Origin of the sequence: Arthrobacter woluwensis, assembly GCF_030816155.1 — a bacterium.
Taxonomy (GTDB): Bacteria; Actinomycetota; Actinomycetes; order Actinomycetales; family Micrococcaceae; genus Arthrobacter_E; species Arthrobacter_E woluwensis_A.
Genome location: NZ_JAUSXR010000001.1, coordinates 284,464 through 302,965 on the forward strand (window position 1 = coordinate 284,464; position 18,502 = coordinate 302,965).

General features: G+C 64.1%; 17 protein-coding genes and 1 pseudogene. 9 read left to right on the top strand and 9 right to left on the bottom strand.

Annotation, left to right across the window (positions count from 1 at the left end):
• Window positions 1-158: 158 nt before the first annotated feature.
• Complete coding sequence (locus tag QFZ52_RS01345; protein ID WP_307495827.1) at window positions 159-641, top strand: SRPBCC family protein; 483 nt, start codon at window positions 159-161, stop codon at window positions 639-641.
• Window positions 642-732: 91 nt separating this feature from the next.
• Here the strand turns inward: QFZ52_RS01345 and QFZ52_RS01350 are convergent, their stop codons facing one another.
• From QFZ52_RS01350 to QFZ52_RS01360, 3 genes are all read right to left on the bottom strand, one after another.
• Window positions 733-1,581: a hydroxymethylpyrimidine/phosphomethylpyrimidine kinase gene (locus QFZ52_RS01350; protein ID WP_307495829.1), complete on the bottom strand. Its 849-nt coding sequence runs from the start codon at window positions 1,579-1,581 to the stop codon at window positions 733-735.
• A gap of 90 nt (window positions 1,582-1,671) precedes the next feature.
• Window positions 1,672-3,270: a PGAP1-like alpha/beta domain-containing protein gene (locus QFZ52_RS01355; RefSeq protein WP_307495830.1), complete on the bottom strand. Its 1,599-nt coding sequence runs from the start codon at window positions 3,268-3,270 to the stop codon at window positions 1,672-1,674.
• A gap of 65 nt (window positions 3,271-3,335) precedes the next feature.
• Window positions 3,336-4,091 (bottom strand): hypothetical protein, encoded by a 756-nt coding sequence (locus QFZ52_RS01360; RefSeq protein ID WP_307495831.1) that lies wholly within the window; start codon window positions 4,089-4,091, stop codon window positions 3,336-3,338.
• 212 nt (window positions 4,092-4,303) lie between these two features.
• Between QFZ52_RS01360 and QFZ52_RS01365 the strand changes: the two genes are divergently transcribed.
• Window positions 4,304-5,002, top strand: coding sequence for a queuosine precursor transporter (locus QFZ52_RS01365; RefSeq protein WP_307495832.1), 699 nt, complete (start codon window positions 4,304-4,306; stop codon window positions 5,000-5,002).
• A gap of 302 nt (window positions 5,003-5,304) precedes the next feature.
• Here QFZ52_RS01365 and QFZ52_RS01370 read toward each other — a convergent pair whose 3' ends face one another.
• Window positions 5,305-6,024 carry a FadR/GntR family transcriptional regulator gene (locus QFZ52_RS01370; RefSeq protein WP_307495833.1) on the bottom strand — a complete coding sequence of 240 codons (720 nt, stop codon included), beginning with the start codon at window positions 6,022-6,024 and terminating at the stop codon, window positions 5,305-5,307.
• Between the two features lie 166 nt (window positions 6,025-6,190).
• On the opposite strand from QFZ52_RS01370, the pseudogene QFZ52_RS16115 reads away from it, so the two are divergent.
• From QFZ52_RS16115 to QFZ52_RS01385, 4 genes and pseudogenes are all read left to right on the top strand, one after another.
• Window positions 6,191-7,027, top strand: a pseudogene (locus tag QFZ52_RS16115) (peptide MFS transporter); the annotation flags it as partial.
• A gap of 40 nt (window positions 7,028-7,067) precedes the next feature.
• The gene (locus QFZ52_RS01375) at window positions 7,068-7,691 is read left to right on the top strand and encodes a POT-type proton-dependent oligopeptide transporter (RefSeq protein WP_307495834.1); all 624 of its coding nucleotides are present in this window, start codon (window positions 7,068-7,070) and stop codon (window positions 7,689-7,691) included.
• 44 nt (window positions 7,692-7,735) lie between these two features.
• A complete protein-coding gene (locus tag QFZ52_RS01380) occupies window positions 7,736-9,328 on the top strand; it encodes a gamma-glutamyltransferase family protein (RefSeq protein WP_307495835.1) in 1,593 nt (530 codons plus the stop codon).
• 34 nt (window positions 9,329-9,362) lie between these two features.
• Window positions 9,363-10,145 (top strand): YoaK family protein, encoded by a 783-nt coding sequence (locus QFZ52_RS01385; RefSeq protein ID WP_307495836.1) that lies wholly within the window; start codon window positions 9,363-9,365, stop codon window positions 10,143-10,145.
• Window positions 10,146-10,541: 396 nt separating this feature from the next.
• Here QFZ52_RS01385 and QFZ52_RS01390 read toward each other — a convergent pair whose 3' ends face one another.
• Window positions 10,542-11,231: an ArsR/SmtB family transcription factor gene (locus QFZ52_RS01390; protein WP_307495837.1), complete on the bottom strand. Its 690-nt coding sequence runs from the start codon at window positions 11,229-11,231 to the stop codon at window positions 10,542-10,544.
• A 66-nt stretch (window positions 11,232-11,297) separates the two neighbouring features.
• On the opposite strand from QFZ52_RS01390, the gene QFZ52_RS01395 reads away from it, so the two are divergent.
• The gene (locus QFZ52_RS01395; protein ID WP_307495839.1) at window positions 11,298-11,903 is read left to right on the top strand and encodes a flavin reductase family protein; all 606 of its coding nucleotides are present in this window, start codon (window positions 11,298-11,300) and stop codon (window positions 11,901-11,903) included.
• 80 nt (window positions 11,904-11,983) lie between these two features.
• Here the strand turns inward: QFZ52_RS01395 and QFZ52_RS01400 are convergent, their stop codons facing one another.
• Both QFZ52_RS01400 and QFZ52_RS01405 read right to left on the bottom strand, forming a co-directional pair.
• Entirely contained in the window at window positions 11,984-12,472 is a 489-nt protein-coding gene (locus tag QFZ52_RS01400) for a DUF6264 family protein (RefSeq protein ID WP_307495840.1), read from the bottom strand.
• Between the two features lie 220 nt (window positions 12,473-12,692).
• The gene (locus tag QFZ52_RS01405; RefSeq protein ID WP_307495841.1) at window positions 12,693-12,911 is read right to left on the bottom strand and encodes a hypothetical protein; all 219 of its coding nucleotides are present in this window, start codon (window positions 12,909-12,911) and stop codon (window positions 12,693-12,695) included.
• A 417-nt stretch (window positions 12,912-13,328) separates the two neighbouring features.
• Between QFZ52_RS01405 and QFZ52_RS01410 the strand changes: the two genes are divergently transcribed.
• Window positions 13,329-14,000: a TetR/AcrR family transcriptional regulator gene (locus QFZ52_RS01410; RefSeq protein WP_307498621.1), complete on the top strand. Its 672-nt coding sequence runs from the start codon at window positions 13,329-13,331 to the stop codon at window positions 13,998-14,000.
• A gap of 554 nt (window positions 14,001-14,554) precedes the next feature.
• Complete coding sequence (locus QFZ52_RS01415; protein ID WP_307495842.1) at window positions 14,555-15,868, top strand: MFS transporter; 1,314 nt, start codon at window positions 14,555-14,557, stop codon at window positions 15,866-15,868.
• A gap of 144 nt (window positions 15,869-16,012) precedes the next feature.
• Here the strand turns inward: QFZ52_RS01415 and tgt are convergent, their stop codons facing one another.
• Both tgt and QFZ52_RS01425 read right to left on the bottom strand, forming a co-directional pair.
• A complete protein-coding gene (gene tgt / locus QFZ52_RS01420; RefSeq protein WP_373425692.1) occupies window positions 16,013-17,269 on the bottom strand; it encodes a tRNA guanosine(34) transglycosylase Tgt in 1,257 nt (418 codons plus the stop codon).
• 104 nt (window positions 17,270-17,373) lie between these two features.
• On the bottom strand, window positions 17,374-18,390 hold the full coding sequence (locus QFZ52_RS01425) for a DUF6707 family protein (RefSeq protein ID WP_307495845.1): 1,017 nt from the start codon (window positions 18,388-18,390) through the stop codon (window positions 17,374-17,376).
• Window positions 18,391-18,502: the final 112 nt, after the last annotated feature.

Below are 18,502 nucleotides of genomic sequence, written 5' to 3' on the forward strand. Positions count from 1 at the left end.
CTGGCCGTTGCGCTGACGCCGCGGCAGGTCTTGGAAGGCAGCTCGTGACAGGCAGCGGCGGCGTTCGACGGCGGCGGGCGCGCCGGCGTCGCGGGTCATCCTGGTCACGGGGAGACAACACCCGTGACGGCGCCCGCGCCGGGGCTTAAGCTGATCGCATGAGCACCTTCGCCGTCACCCGCAGCGCCTTCATCCAGGCCGCACCCCAGGACGTCTTCGCCCACGTCAACAACTTCCACCTCTGGGGTGCCTGGTCGCCCTGGGAGCGCCTGGACCCGGCGATGACCAAGAATTACAGCGGCCCGGAGTCCGGCCGCGGAGCGTCCTACTCCTGGGAGGGGAAGAAGGCCGGATCGGGCGCCATGCTGATCGAGGCCGTGACCGAACCGACCGCCAGCACCGACGGCTCCGGTTCCATCGACATCCGCCTCAACTTCCTCAAGCCCTTCAAGAACGAGAACCACACGCTGTTCACGTTCGTCCCGGAGGGCGACGGCACCAAGGTCACCTGGACGATGAGCGGCGAGAACAAGACCCTGTTCTCCAAGATCTTCGCGAAGCTGTTCAACATGGACAAGATGGTGGGCAAGGACTTCGAATCCGGCCTCGCGAGCCTCAACGAGGTCGTGACCAGCTCCTAGACGGTTCCTCCCCGCGCGAGAGAACAGGTGGCGCCCCTACCCAGGCCGGGTAGGGGCACCACCTGTTCTCTCGCGGAGGGGTGAGCCAGGGTCAGGCGCCGGCGCCGCCCTGCCACAGTGCGGTGAAGGGGGCCCCGGAGGTTACGCGGTTCGCGATGCCACGCGTCACGAACGCCTTGGCGGTGCGCGCGGCCTCCAGCGGGGTGGCGCCCTTGGCCAGCTCGGCCGTCACGGCGGCGGCCAGCGAGCAGCCCGCGCCGGAGACGGCGACCTCGCCCACCTTGGGCTCGGACAGGATCTCCAGGGTCTCGCCGTCGTAGAAGACGTCGACGGCGGCGTCACCGGCCAGGCGCACGCCGCCCTTGGCCAGCACGGCCGCGCCGCTGAGGGCGTGGATCTTCTTCGCGGCCTCCACGAGGTCATCGACGGTGGAGATGGTCATGCCGGAGAGCGATTCGGACTCGAAGTGGTTCGGGGTGACGAATGTGGCCAGGGGCAGGATCTGGGCCTTGAGGGCCTGGTCGGTGTCCAGGGCGTGGCCCGGCTCCTGACCCTTACAGATCAGCACGGGGTCCAGCACGATGTTCCGGAATCCGCCGCCCTGGAGCGCCGTCTCGACCGTGGAGATCGTGGCGGGGCTGCCCAGCATGCCGATCTTGACGGTGTCCAGCACGCTCCCGGCGCCCGACTCCGGACCGTAGGCCGCCGTCGTCGCCTCGAGCTGGTCGGCGATGACCTGCTGGTCCACCGGCACGAAGCGGTGGTTCCAGTTGTCCTTCGGGTCGAAGGAGACGATGCAGGTCAGGTTCACGATGCCGAAGACGCCAAGTTCCTGGAAGGTCTTCAGATCGGCCTGGGCGCCCGCGCCGCCGGTCGCCTCGGAACCGGCGATGGTCAGCGCGATGGCGGGGGATTCGGAATGCAGTTCGGTGGACGTCATGGCACCATCCTCCCACTGCGCGCGGCCCCTGCGCGTTGTGCGGGTGGACAGCGGACGACGACGGCGGTGGGGCAGGCGCGCAGTCCCCGACTACTGCGTGCGGCCGATATTGGAGGTGGTGGACTTCACGCTGTCGCCCTCGTTCGCGAGGAAACGCTGCGTTGACGAGAGGTTTTTGTAGTCGTTCAGTCCTCCCGAGCTTTCGTGCTCACCGACCGAATCCGCGTAACCCGTGTGGCTGTGGTTGGCGCCGAGGTTTCCGAACAGGATCTTGGCGTTGTCGTAGGCGCTGTGGGCCAGATAGGGCTGCTGCAGCGCTGGGGGAAGCAGGACGGTTTTGGCTGAGGGCAACTCCGCGTCCTTGCCGTCAGGGCTGGGCAGGGTCACCACGTGGGCGCCGTTGGCGCTCGATCCCGGCAGGGGAACGCCTCCGGGTGCCAGCTTCGCATTCCCCAGGTCCGTCCGTGGCACCGCGTCCCCGCTGCCCTGGATGGCCAGGGTGTCGATGCTGTTTGGAACCCTGATGGTGTCAACAGGTGAGCCGTAGGTGATCACATTGGTCACGTTGTATTTGTCGGTGAAGTCGCGGTCCGAGGCGAGATTCGCGGCAATGATGCCACCCTGGGAATGGCCGACGAGGAGGACGGGAGCGTCCTGGGGCACGCCTGCCTTCTCCAGTGCGAGTTCGACGGACCCGCCTGCAGTCGACTCGCCATTGGCGATCGAGGTGAGATTGCCCGTCACGTCGTTGGCCGTCGAGCCGGAGAGGGGGTTCCAGGGCTGGGTCCCGGGAATGCTGACGATGTAGGCCGGCCCCTTGCCGTCATGCTTGTCGACCTCTGTGATGCGCACCGCTCCGTCGGGCGTGCCTTCCTTGCCCTTGTCGTCGTAGGCGGCATCGACCCCACGGAGGATGTTGGACAGATCCGTGGGGACCGGGGTGGGCCAGTGGTCCTTCTTGGGCTGGAGCTCCTCCTTCGACGTGGAATCGGTGGTGCTGAGGCCATGTGGGCCGCTTGCGGCCGGATGGCCGTCGTCGAGGATGTGTGGATGATTCACTCCACCGCTCACCAGGACGCTTCCGAGGTTGAGGGTGGAGCCTGCGAGCTTTGCGGTCGCGGCGACGACCCGCGAAATCGATGGTGGTTCGCCGTTCAGCAGGGGATCCAACTGGCTCGCTTTGGCGAGGTTGATGGCATCCGTCGAGAAGTCTCCGAGGGCGTCCGGGATGTTGTTGAGAGGGGAGTGCGCATCGTGGCGGGCGAAATCCCAGGCGTCCCCCACCCGATCCCGGGTGCCGTCTGCGATGTCCTCGGCTTTGTCCTTGGCGCCGTCGAGCAGCCCGCCAGCTTTGTCCTTGGCGCCATGGAGCAGTCCGCCCACGATCCCGCGACTGGATTTCGCCTCGGAGTCACGGGGCTCGGCTGACGCCAGGAGGCGGCCGTACCACTGCCAGGGGCTCTCGCCGGGCAGCGGGCCGTTGGCGGTGCCGGTCAGAGTGCTGGCTGCCCGCTGTTCCTCCACATTTCGCTGCAGGACCTGGGACGCGGCGAGCAGGGCCCGCGACGTGTTCATGAGCACTTGGCGGTGTCCGGTCCATTCACTCTTGAAACGCAGGCCGTCGGGACCGTTCCACGGGCTGGAGGAGATGAGAGGGGTCAGTTCCCGACCCAGATACTCCAGTTTCACAGCCGCGGCCTGAAATCCGCGACTCAGGATTCTTCCTTGTTCAAGGTCCATGCCGAACATGCCCATCACGCCACCCCCCTTGCGTTGTGGGAGGCGGCGTCCACGGCCTGGTACGCGCCGAGCAGATCCCAGACGAACTGCCGTGCGACGGCCCCTGGGGGATGCCGGACCAGGACCGCAGTGGGAGGTTCCCCGCTTTCACCTCGGTGGAGCCGGGCCTCTTCCAGGTGCTCATTGAGAAGCCAGAGATGAAGGGTCTGATAGCCGGGAGCTGTCACCGAGAACTGGACCGTCGCCCGTGCCGTCTCTTCCAGTGCCTTCAGCTCGTCATCGCTGACAATCCGGCGCACCGTTTCCCGGGCGCCCTCAGCATCCGTGGAGGTCAGCTCGGGAAACGCTGGAAGGGTCTGGGCGGCCACTTCCCAAGCGTCCGAGCCTTCGAAGAGATTCACCACCACCGGGACCTGATGACCGGTGGACGGTGCGTCGCTCGGGAGAATGGGGTGCGATGTGTCGACGGAGAGTCCCAGTCCGTCAAACAGTGCCACCTCGCAGCTGGTCCGGATCCCTTCTCCTGTGCTGATGAGCTCCGCCTTGATCGGCGCGTTCCCGGCGGAACGGATGGCGCCGGCCCAGTCAGGATGAAGCCGGCCGTCGGGCGTCAGCAGGCCTGCGGCGAGCAACTCGGCGTCGTATCCGGTGTGGGGATTGTGCGGCGGCACTTCCGGGCTGTCCCCTGGGGGGAGGGAGAAAGAACGGCGTACCGCCACGCTCCAGGCCGGGGCGCTCAAGGTCAGCGTGCGTGCTGCTCGTGTGGTCATCGTGCCTCCACGGTGTGGGACGCCGGATCGGCGCTGGATTCAAGGAAAACGTATCGTCGCCTCGGTGCTTTGACCATGGGGAGAACTCTCCACGGGGATCCAGCGGGATTCGTTGGGGATAATGAGAGAAGGCGTCCCACCGGAGTGGGCGCCGATAGTGCTAATACAGCGGGGCCGGTCGGTCCTGGCGAACCACTAGGAATGAGACCTCCATGAGCGCGAATGTGCAGGCCGCTGCGCCCGCAAACAAAGCCACCTATGCCTCGATCGGCAGCCCGTTCTTCGGGATCCTGCTCGCGATCATGGCGGTGATCGTCATCCTGTCCAACATCGGCGCCTCCAAGGGCGTGGTGATCGGGCCGATCGTGACAGACGGCGGCTTCTTCCTCTTCCCGCTCGCGTATGTCCTGGGTGATGTGATCTCCGAGGTGTACGGCTTCAAGGTGGCACGGAAGGCGATCATCACCACGTTCGCGATATCCGTGTTCGCGTCACTGTCCTACTGGGTGATCATTGCGCTGCCCGGCTTCGATGACGACTACGGCCGTGCCAAACAGGCCGCCCTGGAGGGTGCCCTGGGCCCGGTCCCGCAGATCGTCCTGGCCTCGCTCCTGGCATTCCTGGCCGGGCAGACCATCAACTCGTGGATTCTGGTGAAGATGAAGGCCCGCACGGGGGAGAAGACCCTGTGGGCGCGCCTCATGGGATCGTCCGGTGTCGGTGAGTTCGTGGACACGCTGATCTTCTGCTCCATCGCGGCGCCCGTGATCGGCATCGCCGACGCCCCGACGTTCATCAACTACGTCCTGGTCGGCTTCCTCTACAAGACCCTGGTCGAGTACGCCCTGGTGCCCGTCACCGCTCTGGTGATCCGCGCGATCAAGCGCCGCGAACCGAGCTACGGGGCCTGAGGCGGGGGCGGGACGCGTCGGCGGGCCTCCCCCGGGAGGGCTGCTGTCCCGGTGAAAGACAGGAGGCATCCTCCGAGGCTCCCGAACGGCAGCCGACACGGCGGAGGGAGATCTGCTGACGGAGCGGATGCCCGCTTCAGTTGATTCTCATGATGGGTGCAGCGCGGCAACGCCCTGTCCATGACCGGCCTGCGTAAGGAAGTCCTCCGACATCGGGGACTCACCGTCCCACACGGTGGGGAGCGAGAACTGCCCCACGCCACCATGAATGGGCCGAGGAAGATGGCGCGCGTGCGGGACCTCTAACGTTCCGTCAGCGGGTCGATCGCACTGAGGACGCTGCGGAGGTGCTCCTGCATCGCGTTTCGGGCAGCAGCAGGATCTCGTGACTGGATGGCCGCGAAGATCACTCTGTGAGCTGAAACTGACTGCCTGATTCTTTCAGCAGTCTGAAATGCCGCCTGTCGTGTGGGGACCATCCATTCGTGGGTGTCCTGGACTAACCGCACGAGCAGTGGGTTGTGAGTGACCTGGGCGATCGCAGAGTGGAACTCGACGTCGCACTGCTTCAGAATCAACGACGACGGCGCCGGCTTCAGCAACTCTTGTTCTGCCGCGAACAAGGGTTGTTCCAGCAAGGCGAGCTCTCTGTGCGCGTGGCGAACCGCGGCACGTTCGGAGATCGGAGGCTCGATGACGCTGCGGAGGTCCATCACCTCTCGAATAGACCGTTGCTTCTGTGTCAGGTTCCCGAAAATGCTGCCTTCAAGCGTGCGCTCTTCCGCTGAATTGACGACCCACCCGGACCGCGGACGGCTGGAAAGGTACCCCCGCATTTCAAGGTCTTGAAGCGCCTGTCTCACCGAGATTCTGGACGCGCCCAGCAACTCTGTCAGATGGCGTTCGCTCGGAAGTTTCGAACCCGCGCTGATTCGGCCCCCTTCGATGAGGCGGGCCAAGCGTTCGCTCAGTCGTTCGGGCACCGTGGCGCCCACGGTTTCAAACTCATCCCATACACTCACTGCAACCCCTTCGTTGGTCCTACCAAAATACCAGTTTGAGGCAAAAAACCGGTTAAGAGCGCCAGCACGGGGAGGTGAAGATTGACAGAACTGGTCCTACCAGAAACGCTGGAGCTGTGTTGAAGGTCACATTGCCGTTCAGCACCATCTCGAAAGGCTTACGCGCATGTCAACCAAGGATCTTCCGCTGCGGGCGCCGGGCCGCGGAAACAGTGACGTTTCCGCCTCGCGCTCAGCGTTGTTCTCTCAGCCCAAGGGTCTACTCACACTCTCGGGCACGGAGTTGTGGGAGCGATTCAGCTTCTATGGGCTTCAGGTCATCCTCGCCTATTACCTCTACTATTCCGTGGCTGACGGTGGGCTTGGGTTTGACACCCCGGTGGCCTTAGGGCTCGCTGGGGCATACGGGGGGTTCGTCTACATCTCTCAGATGCTCGGCGGCTGGCTTGCTGACCGCGTCATCTCCCCTCGGACGCTGGTCCTGTACGGCGGAATACTGATCATGGTGGGCCATATCAGTTTGGCGATCGTGCCCGGCGTCCTGGGCTTGGTCATCGGTCTGGGCTGTATTGTCCTCGGGACGGGCGGGTTGAAGGTGAACACCACGTCGATGGTGGGCGGACTTTACTCAAAAGCGGATGCGCGTCGCGATGTGGGCTACTCGATCTACTACACGGGTATCTCTCTCGGCGCCTTTCTCGGACCGCTCATAACGGGATACCTCCAGCCCTCGTTTGGATTCCATGTTGCTTTTTCGGCCGCAGCGGTGGGAATGGGACTGGGCCTGGCGATGTACGTCATCGGCATGAAGCGACTTCCCGAGTCAACTCGGATCGTGGCCAACCCGCTGTCCTCTGGCGGGAACATGCGAGCGTCGGCATTCGCGGTCGCCGCCGTCGCTCTTGTCACCGTGGGGATATCTGCGGGGTTCATCACCTTCGACAACATCGATACCGTCGTCACAGTCATCGTGGTTGTTGCTGCATTGGGCTACTTCGCTGTGCTTTTGAGCGTCTCGAAAAGTCGGTTCCGTGGAACGAGGGATGGTTCGCACCTATATTCCTGTCTTTCTTTCCAGCCTGCTCTTTTGGACCCTTTTGTTCCAGTTGTTCACCACTCTTGCCCTGTACATGGACACCCGGGTGGATCTGAGTATTGGCGATGTCACGCTTCCACCGGCCCTCATCATCACGCTCGAAGGTCTCTTTGCCACGCTCATCGCTCCGGTATTCGCCGGAATCTGGGCGCGAATGGGGGTCCGCCAGCCGGAGGGAGGGAAGAAGATCCTGGCCGGGATCGCGTGCATGTCCCTCTCGTTGGTGCTGTTCAGCTTCATGGCCGGCTCAACGGGGCCGACGAACAATGTGCTGGTGGTTCTTTTCGCCATGGTGATGTTCGCGATTGCTGAAATCGTGGTAGTGCCGACAGCCCTGTCATTGACTGCACGCCTGGCCCCTTCAGCCGCTTCGTCGCAGATGACCTCTTTGTATTTCTTGACGATGGCTGGGGGATCCACATTGTCGGGATTCATCGCCCAAACCTACTCGCCGAGCAACGAGATGCCGTTCTTCCTGACCGTCGGCATGGGCTCTTTCGCAGCCGCCGTCGTACTGTACCTCTTCTACCGGGCCATGAACCGCAAGACGATTGCGCGAGAAGCCGGCTGAATCTAACCCATTCTTTCAACGCAAACCCAACTTTGGAGCCTTTAATGAATAGCGTCTTGTCAAGTCCCGGCCGTGTTGCAATCGCGGCCCCCCACACCGCAGCCGTCGACGCGGCGCGGGAAGTTGTCGCTGCCGGTGGAAACGCGATCGACGCAGCCGTAGCCGCAGCTGCAGTGCTGACGGTTGTCTACCCCCATATGTGCAGCGTCGGTGGAGACGTGATCGCGCTCGTCAGGAAGCCTGACGGCCAGCAAGTATGTGTCAATGCGTCAGGAGCCTACGGGTCTTCTCCTCTCGCAACGTCCGCGTTGGCAGATCTGAATGGAAAGATGCCGATCCTCGGTCCTCTCACGGTCTCAGTGCCGGGCGCGGTTTCCGGGTGGGCTTCTCTGTTGGAGCTGGGCGGGTCCCTCACCGTCGCGCAGGTCCTCGCCCCAGCCATCCGTTTGGCTCAGGAAGGAATGGTTGTCAGCCCCGGCCTTGCCGAGGCTATCGAATTCGATAAGGCCACGTTGGCGCAGGACGCTGGAATGCGTGCGATGTTCTTCGTGAACGGAGAACCGTTGATGGCAGGCGACGTCGTGGTTCAGGAGGCGCTGGCCCGCACGCTGCATCAGCTTGCAACCGAAGGGCTCGATTCCATGTATCGAGGCAACCTTGCTGCCCGCCTTTCCTCCGCTCTCGAGGCTGTGGGTGTCCCCGTGACACAAGAGGACCTCGCTCGGCACCAGCCCAGTATCGAATCGGCCCTGACGCGGTGCTATGGGCCTATCACGGTGTCGACTGCCGCTCCGAACTCGCAGGGATTCACCATGCTCCGAAGCCTAGGAGCGGCGTTCGCCGCAGGAGGCAGTCCCACAACCATTGACCGAGGAATCTTGGCCGAACTCTTCTACAGCGGCGACACCATCCGAGACAGCCGCCTGGCTGACCCCCGATTCGCCCCCGTCGATGTTGACGCTGAGCTTTCCGATGCAGCATTGGAACAAGCCCTCGATGCCGCCAAGAAAAGTTTGCAGGGCCACGGTAGGCCAGAATCCGCATTTACACCCCGCCCGGGCGGAGACACAATCGGTGTGGCCGCCGTTTCAGCGGACGGAACAGCGATTTCCCTCATCCAATCCGTCTTCCACTCTTTCGGATCACAGATTCTCGAACCGGAAACAGGGTTGGTGCTTCATAATCGCGCAGCCTTCTTCAGCTTGGACCCGAAGTCCCCGAATCGGCTGCAGCCCGGCAAACGGCCCGCACATACGCTGGTGCCTGTCATCGTTGAACACGAAAATGGAACGGTGTCGGCACATGGCACGATGGGCGGGAAAGCTCAGTCGCAGATCCACACCCAACTCATCCTTCGCTACCTTGACGGGCTCAACGCCCAACAGGTTGTCACAGCCCCACGGTTCATCGTCGGCGGGCTGGAAGCCGGAACCAGCAATGACCGGATCATGGTCGAATCCTCGATGGATGCGACGACGACGGCCCAGCTGCGTAAAACGACCATGCATCTCACCGAGGGCAAAAACCTCGACAGCGACGCAGGCCACTCGATGGTGGCAAGACTCAATGCCGACGGGTCGCTGGATGCTGGAGCAGACCCCCGGAGCGATGGAGCTTCGTGGACAGGAGAAAAGTGAGGCGCGGAGCGACCCAAATCGTAGGTCGGCACCTATGAATCACGAAGCGAATGAACGGCTGCGGCTCTGGATGATGATGGCCCTGACCTTCGTCACGGGGGCCCTAGACGCTGTCGGGTACCTGGGGATGGATCGAATTTTCACTGGAAACATGACAGGCAATATCGTCATTCTAGGTATGGCCTCGGTGGGTGGGCATGGCCTGCCCACCGTCGGACCAGCGTCGGCCTTGGCTGCGTTCATGGCTGGAGCGGCGATCTCGGGAGCTGTGCTCCGGCGCAGCTCAAAGGCTTGGAACGTCCAGGTGAGCATCCTATTGGCCATCGGCACCGTCATCTTGATTGCATGCGCGGTCGTGCTCCTCACTAGTGGCGCGCACCCGGAATGGCTCAGGGTCACGATAGCCTCAGCCATCGCCCTTCAGATGGGCTCCCAGGCATTGATCGCCCGATTCCTTGCGGTGAAGGACATGACGACAGTCGTCGTCACTTCGACACTCACGTCACTTGCGGGGGAATCGTTGTTCGGACCGGGAAACCGGCTCATGAATCGGAGATTCTGGGCGATCGCCATGCTCTTTGCGGGGGCAGTTTCGGGGGCTGCGCTGATGCGTATCAATCTAAGTGTTCCAGTCTTCGTCGCTGCAGCGGTGACGGGAATCGTGCTGGTCCTCGGGATCTTCACATGGAATCCGTCACCACGGGGGCGAGCGGATCAAACCGTTGGCGGTCGAGCGGTCCGTTCCACGTCCTGGAAGCATGAAGACCGCGCTACGAACTTGACCCGAACGCCTCATGCTCGCGCTGAGAATGAGTAAGAGATTCGATTCATGCCGTCCGAACAGGGTGATGCCGCGGCGCTCGACGTCGGAAATCGGCGACAGGGTCGGTGGCCCACTGCGTAAAGAAGGCGGACGGATGGCCGGTGAGGCGTTCCAAGTGATTGGTTACGCGAATCTGGACACCTTATCGCCTCTGCACGCCGCGGCATCCAGCCGCGCGTAGTGGACCCGGGGCGTCGCTGCGCAGCACGATGGGGTCTAGACCGGAGCGATGGTGACGAAGAAGTCGACAGCGCAGGCGGTCGTGAAAGGGACCCGGACGGCGCCACCTGCGTTCACGGCCGGGGCCGTCCCTCCGGCGGGCTTAGGGCTGTGGGACGAGCCAGAATCGGTCGCTTCTGAAACATGCACAGAGGGGGATGGGCGACGGGGCTAGGGGCAGGTGGGGCAGTTCAGTAAGGGTTTGAGGGCTGCGGTTCCCTCTGCGGTGAGGCGAACAGCCCGCGAACTTCCGTGCTGCGTGAGCCATTGTCGGCGGACGAAAGTGGCCAGCAGTGCCTCCGCGGCAGTGCCTGCGAGGTGGTCCCGTCGTTCGGTCCAGTCCAGACAGGGACGGGTGAACGCACGCGAGGACGTCCTTGGAAGTTCCACTTCGAGTGTCTCGAACCAGGCATGACCTGCCGCGGTCAGGGCCCACGTGGGGTGCAGATAGCCGAGACGGTGCATTCCATCGGTCAGGGCCACGCCCAGTCGTCCCGCCAAGTGGCGGTAACAAGTACGCGCCTCACGCAGGGCGTTGTCCGCCCGCTGCGACCGAAGCGTCGCGGCAGCCGGTTCTGACTTCTGGGAGAAGGCCGCGAGCGACTCCACGAGATCCGCCACGGCGGGGCTCGCAAGGCGCACATACCGGTGCCGGCCCTGCCGGACCTCGGTGAGCATCCCGGCGTCGACCAGGCGGTGGAGCTGTTCAGTGGCTGTGGGGCGGGCGATCGTGAGGGCGCCCGCGAGTTCCGTGGGCGTCCACGCCCGGCCATCCAGCAGGCTCATCATGATCGACGCCCGTGTTTCATTCGCCAGGAGCGCCGCGGTTCCCGCAAGGCCCGGCCTGCTGACGCTGTTCATGACACCGAGTGTAGGCCGACCACGATTCGGACCGCCCCGAAGTGTTCCGGCTCCAGACTTCAGACCATGGATTCCTCAGTCGTGATATCGCCGTCAGTGCACTACTTCGGAACGCCGGTGATGCTCTTGAGCACTCTGATGCCCGACGGACGGACGACGAACATCACGCCGATCTCGTCAGGGTGGGCCCTGGGCTCCACGTACGTTCTCGGCCTGGGCCGCGGCGGGCAGGCGCTGCGCAATCTGGAAGAGCGCCCTGAGCTGGTGATCAACCTGCCTTCACACGATGCGGTCGCCGCCATTGAACGCATCGCCCCGACCACCGGATCCGCCGTCGTGCCTGAGGCCAAACGTGCTGCATACCGCCACGAGCCTGACAAATGGGGGCTCGGCGGCTTCGATCCCCTGCCGAGTGAGTGCGTGACACCTGCCCGCATCGCTCAATGTCCGGTGCAGATCGAGGCGAGAGTCATCCGCACGACACCGCTCGACGACACCGAGGACGCCGTGGTGGTCCACACTCGGATTCTGAGAACCCACGCCCACGAGCCGATCGTCATCCCGGGCACGTCCCATATCGACGTCGAGCGATGGACTCCGCTGTACTACACCTTCCGGCACTATTTCGCTCAAGGCGCCACCGTCGGCGCCAACTTCAGAGCTGAAGCCTGAACCGAACTGCCAGCGGCGGGCGGCCGAACTTTACTGGCGAGTGGGGTGCTGAAGGCCTGGCAAGGGTGGGGGAACATCCCTTAGTCTCCAAGGCCCGCTTGCATGAGGCCGGCACCGCCTGCCCAGATCAGGATGGAGAGGAAGGCCCCTGCAAGGGTGACCCACCAAGCGCTTTGACGACGGACGAGTCGGATGATGGTCCAGATGACCGCTCCAACAAAGACGCCGGGCGGTAAAGCGAGGGCTATCAACCATCCGGCCGACATCAGGCCTGTATTGCATCGGTCCGCGTAGCAGCCGTCAGACAACATCGAGAGGAAAAGAGTCAGGAATCCGAGGTATGCGAATCCGACGACGCCGATGATGATCAACATGATTGAGACGATCAGGTCTGCGATCTGGGCACCTGACCTGGTCGGCTGGGGAGCGCCCGGCCACGACCCTGCCCCCGAGGGGCCGGAGAATTCCGGTGGTGGCTGTACCGTCATGGCGAAAGTATTGCACAGCACAACCCGCCCGTCAGGGAATGTGCCGGCGTAATCCGGCTGCGGCAAATGGTCGTCATCCACATTGCTGGCCGGGGTTTCCTGACGGGTTGTCGGACGCTCTTGTCCACGAAAGCGTGGAGGAGCCGGTGGAGTTGTTTTTGCTTCGTATTAGCCATCGCCTTCTGATCCCAAGAGGACTGATGTGCCGGTGCAAGTGGGCGAACAGTAACGAAGAGTTTCAACCGGGTTCCGTTCCGGCGGATCGAGCGCTGGGGGAAAGGCGACGGGAATGGGGGATGAGTCAGGGATCGGGTGCCTCGGAGAACTGAAGTGCGTTGTAGGCCGTTTCCAGTTGGGCTATGAAGGATCCGGTCGTGTGCACAAAGTCCAGGAGTGTCTCCGCTTCAGGCGAACCACTGAAGATCGCCTTTTCTGCCGTTGTGACATCGGTGACGAGGTGAAACAAGAGGTCCCCGATGTCATCTCGGATCCGCATCCATTCCTGCCAGGGGTGGTCCACGTGCGGCTCCTTTCGGTCAGCGTGGGACGCCGGAGTTGTTCTGCGAACCCGACCAGCGCCGGCGAGGACGCAAAATCGGTGCCACCATCAACGTTCGGACGAGCCTTGTTGCGGAGTTGGCCGGCATGCGACGTCGAGGTCTGGCTCCTCGTCCCCCCATGCACACGAGGAGCCAGCACTCGATGGAGAGGCCCATCATCAGCTCGTTGTCTGTACCCAACTGCTGGTGATGGTCGAGCTTGTCGAGATGTGGGACTGCTCTCATATGACGCTGATGCTCTACCCCGCGACCAGCATATCTAACAATTGTTAGATAGTTGACGGTTGATGTCACTGTTTACAGAACGGCAACACCTCGTTCTCTGTGGGGGTCATCTACGCAGAGCTCCCAGGATCCTCGTGGGCGAGGGCGTTAGCATGGCGGAAAGTAGGCCGCGCTGCCGAATCCGAGGTGAGCGCTTGCTGGGGCGGTGGTTCATCGACGATGTTTCAAGGGGAAGTGATATTTTGGCGCGTAGGTTGACCCCGAAGGCCCGTCGCGCGGAGATTGTGGAGATCGCGAGCTCTGCCATCATGACCGAGGGATTCAGTTCCTTGTCGTTGAGGGAGATAGCGCGGCGTTGCAGGATGTCCACGCCAGGGCTCATGCACTACTTCCCTGACATGGTGTCTCTTCTCGGCGCGGTGCTTGAGTACCGAGCTGAAGTCGAGATAGCGACTGAGTATGCGCAAATTGAGGGCATTACGCTCATCGAGCTGCTGGAGAAGGCTCGGAGTTATCGCAACTCGTTGCCGGCGGAAACCAGGCAATTCGATGTTCTAGAAACCGAGGCCCTGAATCCCTTGCATCCAGCACATCAGTATTTCAACGAGCGAAACCAGCGCATGCTTGAGCGGATCCGACCCATTGTGGAGCGCGAGTACGCCAGTCCGGATGAGGTGATGACCCTACTTGGGCTGATCTTTGACGGGTTCCGTCTCAAATCCGTCCGGGAGGCTGGGAAGCACTGGACCGAAGACATCGAAGCGTGGAAGATCGCGTACAAGGCCCTCGATAGCTTTCCGCGCAAGCAGAGCTCGGAGTCTTAGGACTTTCGTGGGAGCGTGAACCGCGCAGAATAAGCGGGGGTCGCTATGGGGCGCGACGCCCGACCGTTGATGAGTTGGTTCCCACCGTTGATCGCGGGGGGCCGAGTTCGGATCGCTACTTCAGATTCGACGGCTGGATCCCTCACGAGGCTGACGATCGACTCGTACCACTGGAACACGCAGTAAGAACAGTAAGAGCCGAGGCGACCGAAAGCGCTCAGATCCTGATGGTCCAGCTCCTCTCCGCGTAGGAGCTTCCCAAGCGACGTGCCGGCCTCGGCAGCCTGCAACACTAGCTCGCGCACCGTCAGCAGTTCCTGAGTCTCCGCATACAGCCCCGGGATCTCCGGCGGTCGAGCCACGGCGTCGCCGTCGTACGCTGCATTCCCCGGATCCGCCGTATTCCCAGGCGTGATGCCTAGCGGCGCCCGCCGTCCCTCTTCCGGTCGCAGCTGTGACCAATATGACCAATACACCGTGACCCGGGCCACGCGGGGGTAGCGTGGCCCGCGGCTGTGGCGCACCGGCGCGTTGCGGCGGAAAGGTGCAACGGTATGTCAGGAACACGTCTTGCCCCACCGGCGAAGCAGCCCACGATGGGCCGCGCCGTCGCCAACATCCTCAAAGGATCGGCCGGCAACCTCATCGAGTGGTACGACCTCTACGTCTACGCCGCCTTCTCCTCCTATTTCGCGAGCTCCTTCTTCAACGGCAAGGACCCGGCGCAGGCCCAGATCGACGCGTACCTCACGTTCGCCCTGACCTTCCTGATGCGGCCCGTGGGCTCCTGGTTCTTCGGGCGCTTCGCGGACCGCCGGGGACGCCGTGCCGCACTGACCGTGTCCGTCAGCCTCATGGGCGTCGGCTCACTCCTGGTCGCCGTGCTGCCGACCGTCGCGCAGATCGGCGTCTGGGCGACCGTCCTCATGTACGCGTCGCGGCTGCTGCAGGGCTTCTCCGTGGGCGGGGAGTACGGCACGAGCGCCACCTACATGAGTGAAGCGGCGGTGAGCGGCAAGCGCGGCTTCTTCTCGAGCTTCCAGTACGTCACCCTGGTGGGCGGCCAGGTCCTGGCCCTCCTGACCCTCGTGATCCTCCAGCAGACGCTGGGCGAGCAGGCCATCCACGACTGGGGCTGGCGCATCCCGTTCGCCATCGGCGCGGTGGCATCCCTGCTGGTGCTGTGGCTCCGGCGGACCATGGACGAGACCATCTCCACCGAACAGCGCGAAGCGGTCCGCTCGGACGGCGCCCAGCCCGGCACCCTCAAGCTCCTCTTCACGAAGCACTGGAAGCAGTTCCTGGTGGTGGTGTTCTTCACCATGGGCGGCACGTGCGCGTTCTACCTCTACACCACGTACATCCTCAGCTACATGAACAACGTCTCCCACATCCCGAAGGCGCAGACGTCGGTCATCAACTTCTGGGCGCTGCTGCTGTTCATGCTCATTCAGCCGCTGTTCGGGATGCTCTCCGACCGGATCGGCCGCCGGACCCTGCTCATCGTCTTCGGCGTGCTGGGCACCGTGTTCACCTGGCCGATCATGTCGACCCTGGCCACCGTGCATGACCCCCTCCCGGCCTTCCTGCTCATGGTCGCCGCGCTGCTGATCGTGGTGAACTACACCTCGGTCAACGCGATCATGAAGGCCGAGCTGTTCCCGTCCTCGGTGCGCGCCCTCGGCGTGGGCCTGGGCTATGCGGTGGCGAACTCGCTCTTCGGCGGGACGACGCCGCTGATCGGCGAGTGGCTGTCCGCCCAGGGGCACAAGGAATGGCTCTTCACCTACGTGACCATCACGATCGCGCTCTCGCTCGTGGTGTACCTCTTCTTCCTGCCGAAGGACCGGCCGGAAGACCTCGACTGACGCTGCGATCCCCCCACGCGGCGTCTAGCGTACGACGGCGCGCGGCACCCGGCTGAGCGGACCACCCCCCACGGTCCAACGGCGGCCGGGCGGCCGCGCGCCGTCGTCGTCTCCGCGCGCTGTGGGGTGGGGGAGAGGGCGCCGTCAGGCCGAGTAGTACCGGCCCAGGGCCTCCGCCTTGAAGGCGGCGAAGTCGCCGGATTCCATGGCCAGGCGGGCGTCGTCCACGAGCTTCACCACGAAGCGCTCGTTGTGGATCGAGACGAGCGTGGCCGCCACCATCTCCTTGGCCTTGAAGAGGTGGTGGATGTAGGCGCGCGTGTAGTTGGCGCAGGCGTAGCAGTCGCAGCCGTCGTAGAGCGGGCCGAAGTCTGCCTTGTACTTGCGGCCGGACAGGTTGAACCGGCCGTCCGGCGTGTAGAACGCGGAGTTCCTCGCGACGCGCGTGGGGGAGACGCAGTCGAAGGTGTCCGCGCCGTTCTCGATGGCCGTGAAGATGTCATCCGGCTCGGAGATGCCGAGCAGGTGCCGTGGCTTGTCCTCCGGCAGTTCCTCGGCACACCAGCCGACGATCGTCCCGAGATTCTCCTTCTCGAGTGCTCCGCCGATCCCGAAACCGTCGAAGTTCATGGCGCCGAGGTCGCGGCAGGCCTTGCGGCGCAGATCCTCATAGTGGGCGCCCTGGATGACGCCGAACAGCGCCTGGTACGGCTTGCCGATCCGCTCCTCGGTGAGGCGGAAGTGCTCCGTCACGCAGCGTTCCGCCCAGCGGCGCGTGCGCTCGAGGGATTCCTCCTGGTAGGCGCGGGAGTTCTGGAGGGTGGTCAGCTCGTCGAAGGCGAACATGATGTCCGCGCCGATCTGATGCTGCACCTGCATCGAGATCTCCGGGGTGAAGCGGTGCTTGTCGCCGTTGAGGTGGCTCTTGAACCAGACGCCGTCCTCATCCACATGGGCCAGTCGCTCCTTGCCGGGGGCGACCGCGTCGTCCGGACCGGAGTTGTCCACGACGTCCATGTTGATGACCTTCTTGAACCCGGACCCCAGGCTCATGACCTGGAACCCGCCCGAGTCGGTGAACGTGGGTCCCTGCCAGTTCATGAACCGTCCGAGCCCGCCGGCGGCGTCCAGGATCTCCGGACCGGGCTGGAGGTACAGGTGGTACGCGTTGGACAGAAGTGCCTGTGCGCCGAGGTCCTTCATCGACTCGGGCAGCACCGCTTTCACCGTGGCCTTGGTGCCGACGGCGATGAATGCCGGGGTCTGGATCTCGCCGTGGGGCGTCCTGATGGTTCCTGTGCGGCCCTGTCTACCGGGTTCGGACTCCGCCAGGCGGGTCCCGACCGTGAAGCCGAACTCCTCCTGGCGGGCAGGCTCGCGCTCGGGGACGGCGGGATCGATCAGGGATTCAGCGGTGGAAGACACTCTGCCATTCTGCCAAAGGTTGCCTCCGCCAGGGTCCGGGAAAGGTTGGCCAGGGTTCGGCGGGGCATGAGCCGCGTCCCTCAGCCGCGGATGACGTCCAGTTCCAGCCGCACGCGGCGCTCCACCTCGTCCGGCGCGAGGGTCTGGGAGCCGCCGTGGGCCATGAGGTGCAGCAGGGATTCGAGCCGCAGGATACGCCATTCGCGCTCCGCCTCGTGATTCCCGCTGTCCATGGCGCGGAAGACCTCTTTGTCATACAGATTGGGTTCGTTGAGCCGTCGCTGGCGGATCTTCGCTTCGAGGCGGGAGCGGAACGGGTCCAGGCTCTGTCCTTCCGGGGCCTTGAGGAGGAGCCGGTAGCGCTCCGCACGGTCCCGGTCGCCGAGCTGATCGGCGATGTAACTGGACAGTGCGAGGCTCGCCTCGGTGTGAGTCCAGCGGGCGGGATTCCCATCGAAGTGCAGCACGTTCAGCAGATCCGCGACCGCGAGAGCCCCGTCGGCGTCCTGATGCTCCAGGAAGAGGTCCTGGGAGAAGGCGCGCAGATCGGCCAGGCAGCTGCCCGATTTCACGTTGATGCCCTTGGCCAGCCGTTCGGCCAGGTTCTGCAGCCCGGCACGACCGGGGTAATGCTCGGCGAGGTCCTGGATGAGCTGCTCCGGGGTGACCTCCGGCGCCGGGATCTTCTCCCGGGCCTCGCGGACCGCGGCGTCCTCCTCCGGCGCGGGGAGAGGCGCGGGCGGCGGTGGGACCACCAGGCCGGAGGCGGTCTCCGTGACTCCGGGGCCGGGTGCGACGGCGGCAACGACGGCGGAGCCCTCGCCCGGGGAGGCGTCGGCAGCGGCATCCTCCGCGCCGGCGACGGGAAGCGCAGCCCCGGCACCCGCCACCACGCGCACCGTGGCGGTGAGCGCCACGCGGAGGCTGGCGCCGTCGTCGAGCACGAGGCGGTTCAGGAGAGGGTGGCCCAGATCGTCATCCTCGGTGACCACGGCCTCCACCTGGGGGCTCAGCGTGCCATCGGGCAGCACCACGCGGACCCCTTTGGTGATCAGGCCGGCTGCGAGCTCGACGCGCAGCGCTTCGTGATGTTCCATCAGTGGGTTACCTCCCGGTGTCCGGTCCAGTTCGCCGCACAGTCTACAAACTGCGCCTGACAATTCGGCGGGAGGGAGGACACGCCGGAGCGCCGGACCGGCCGGAAAGCCG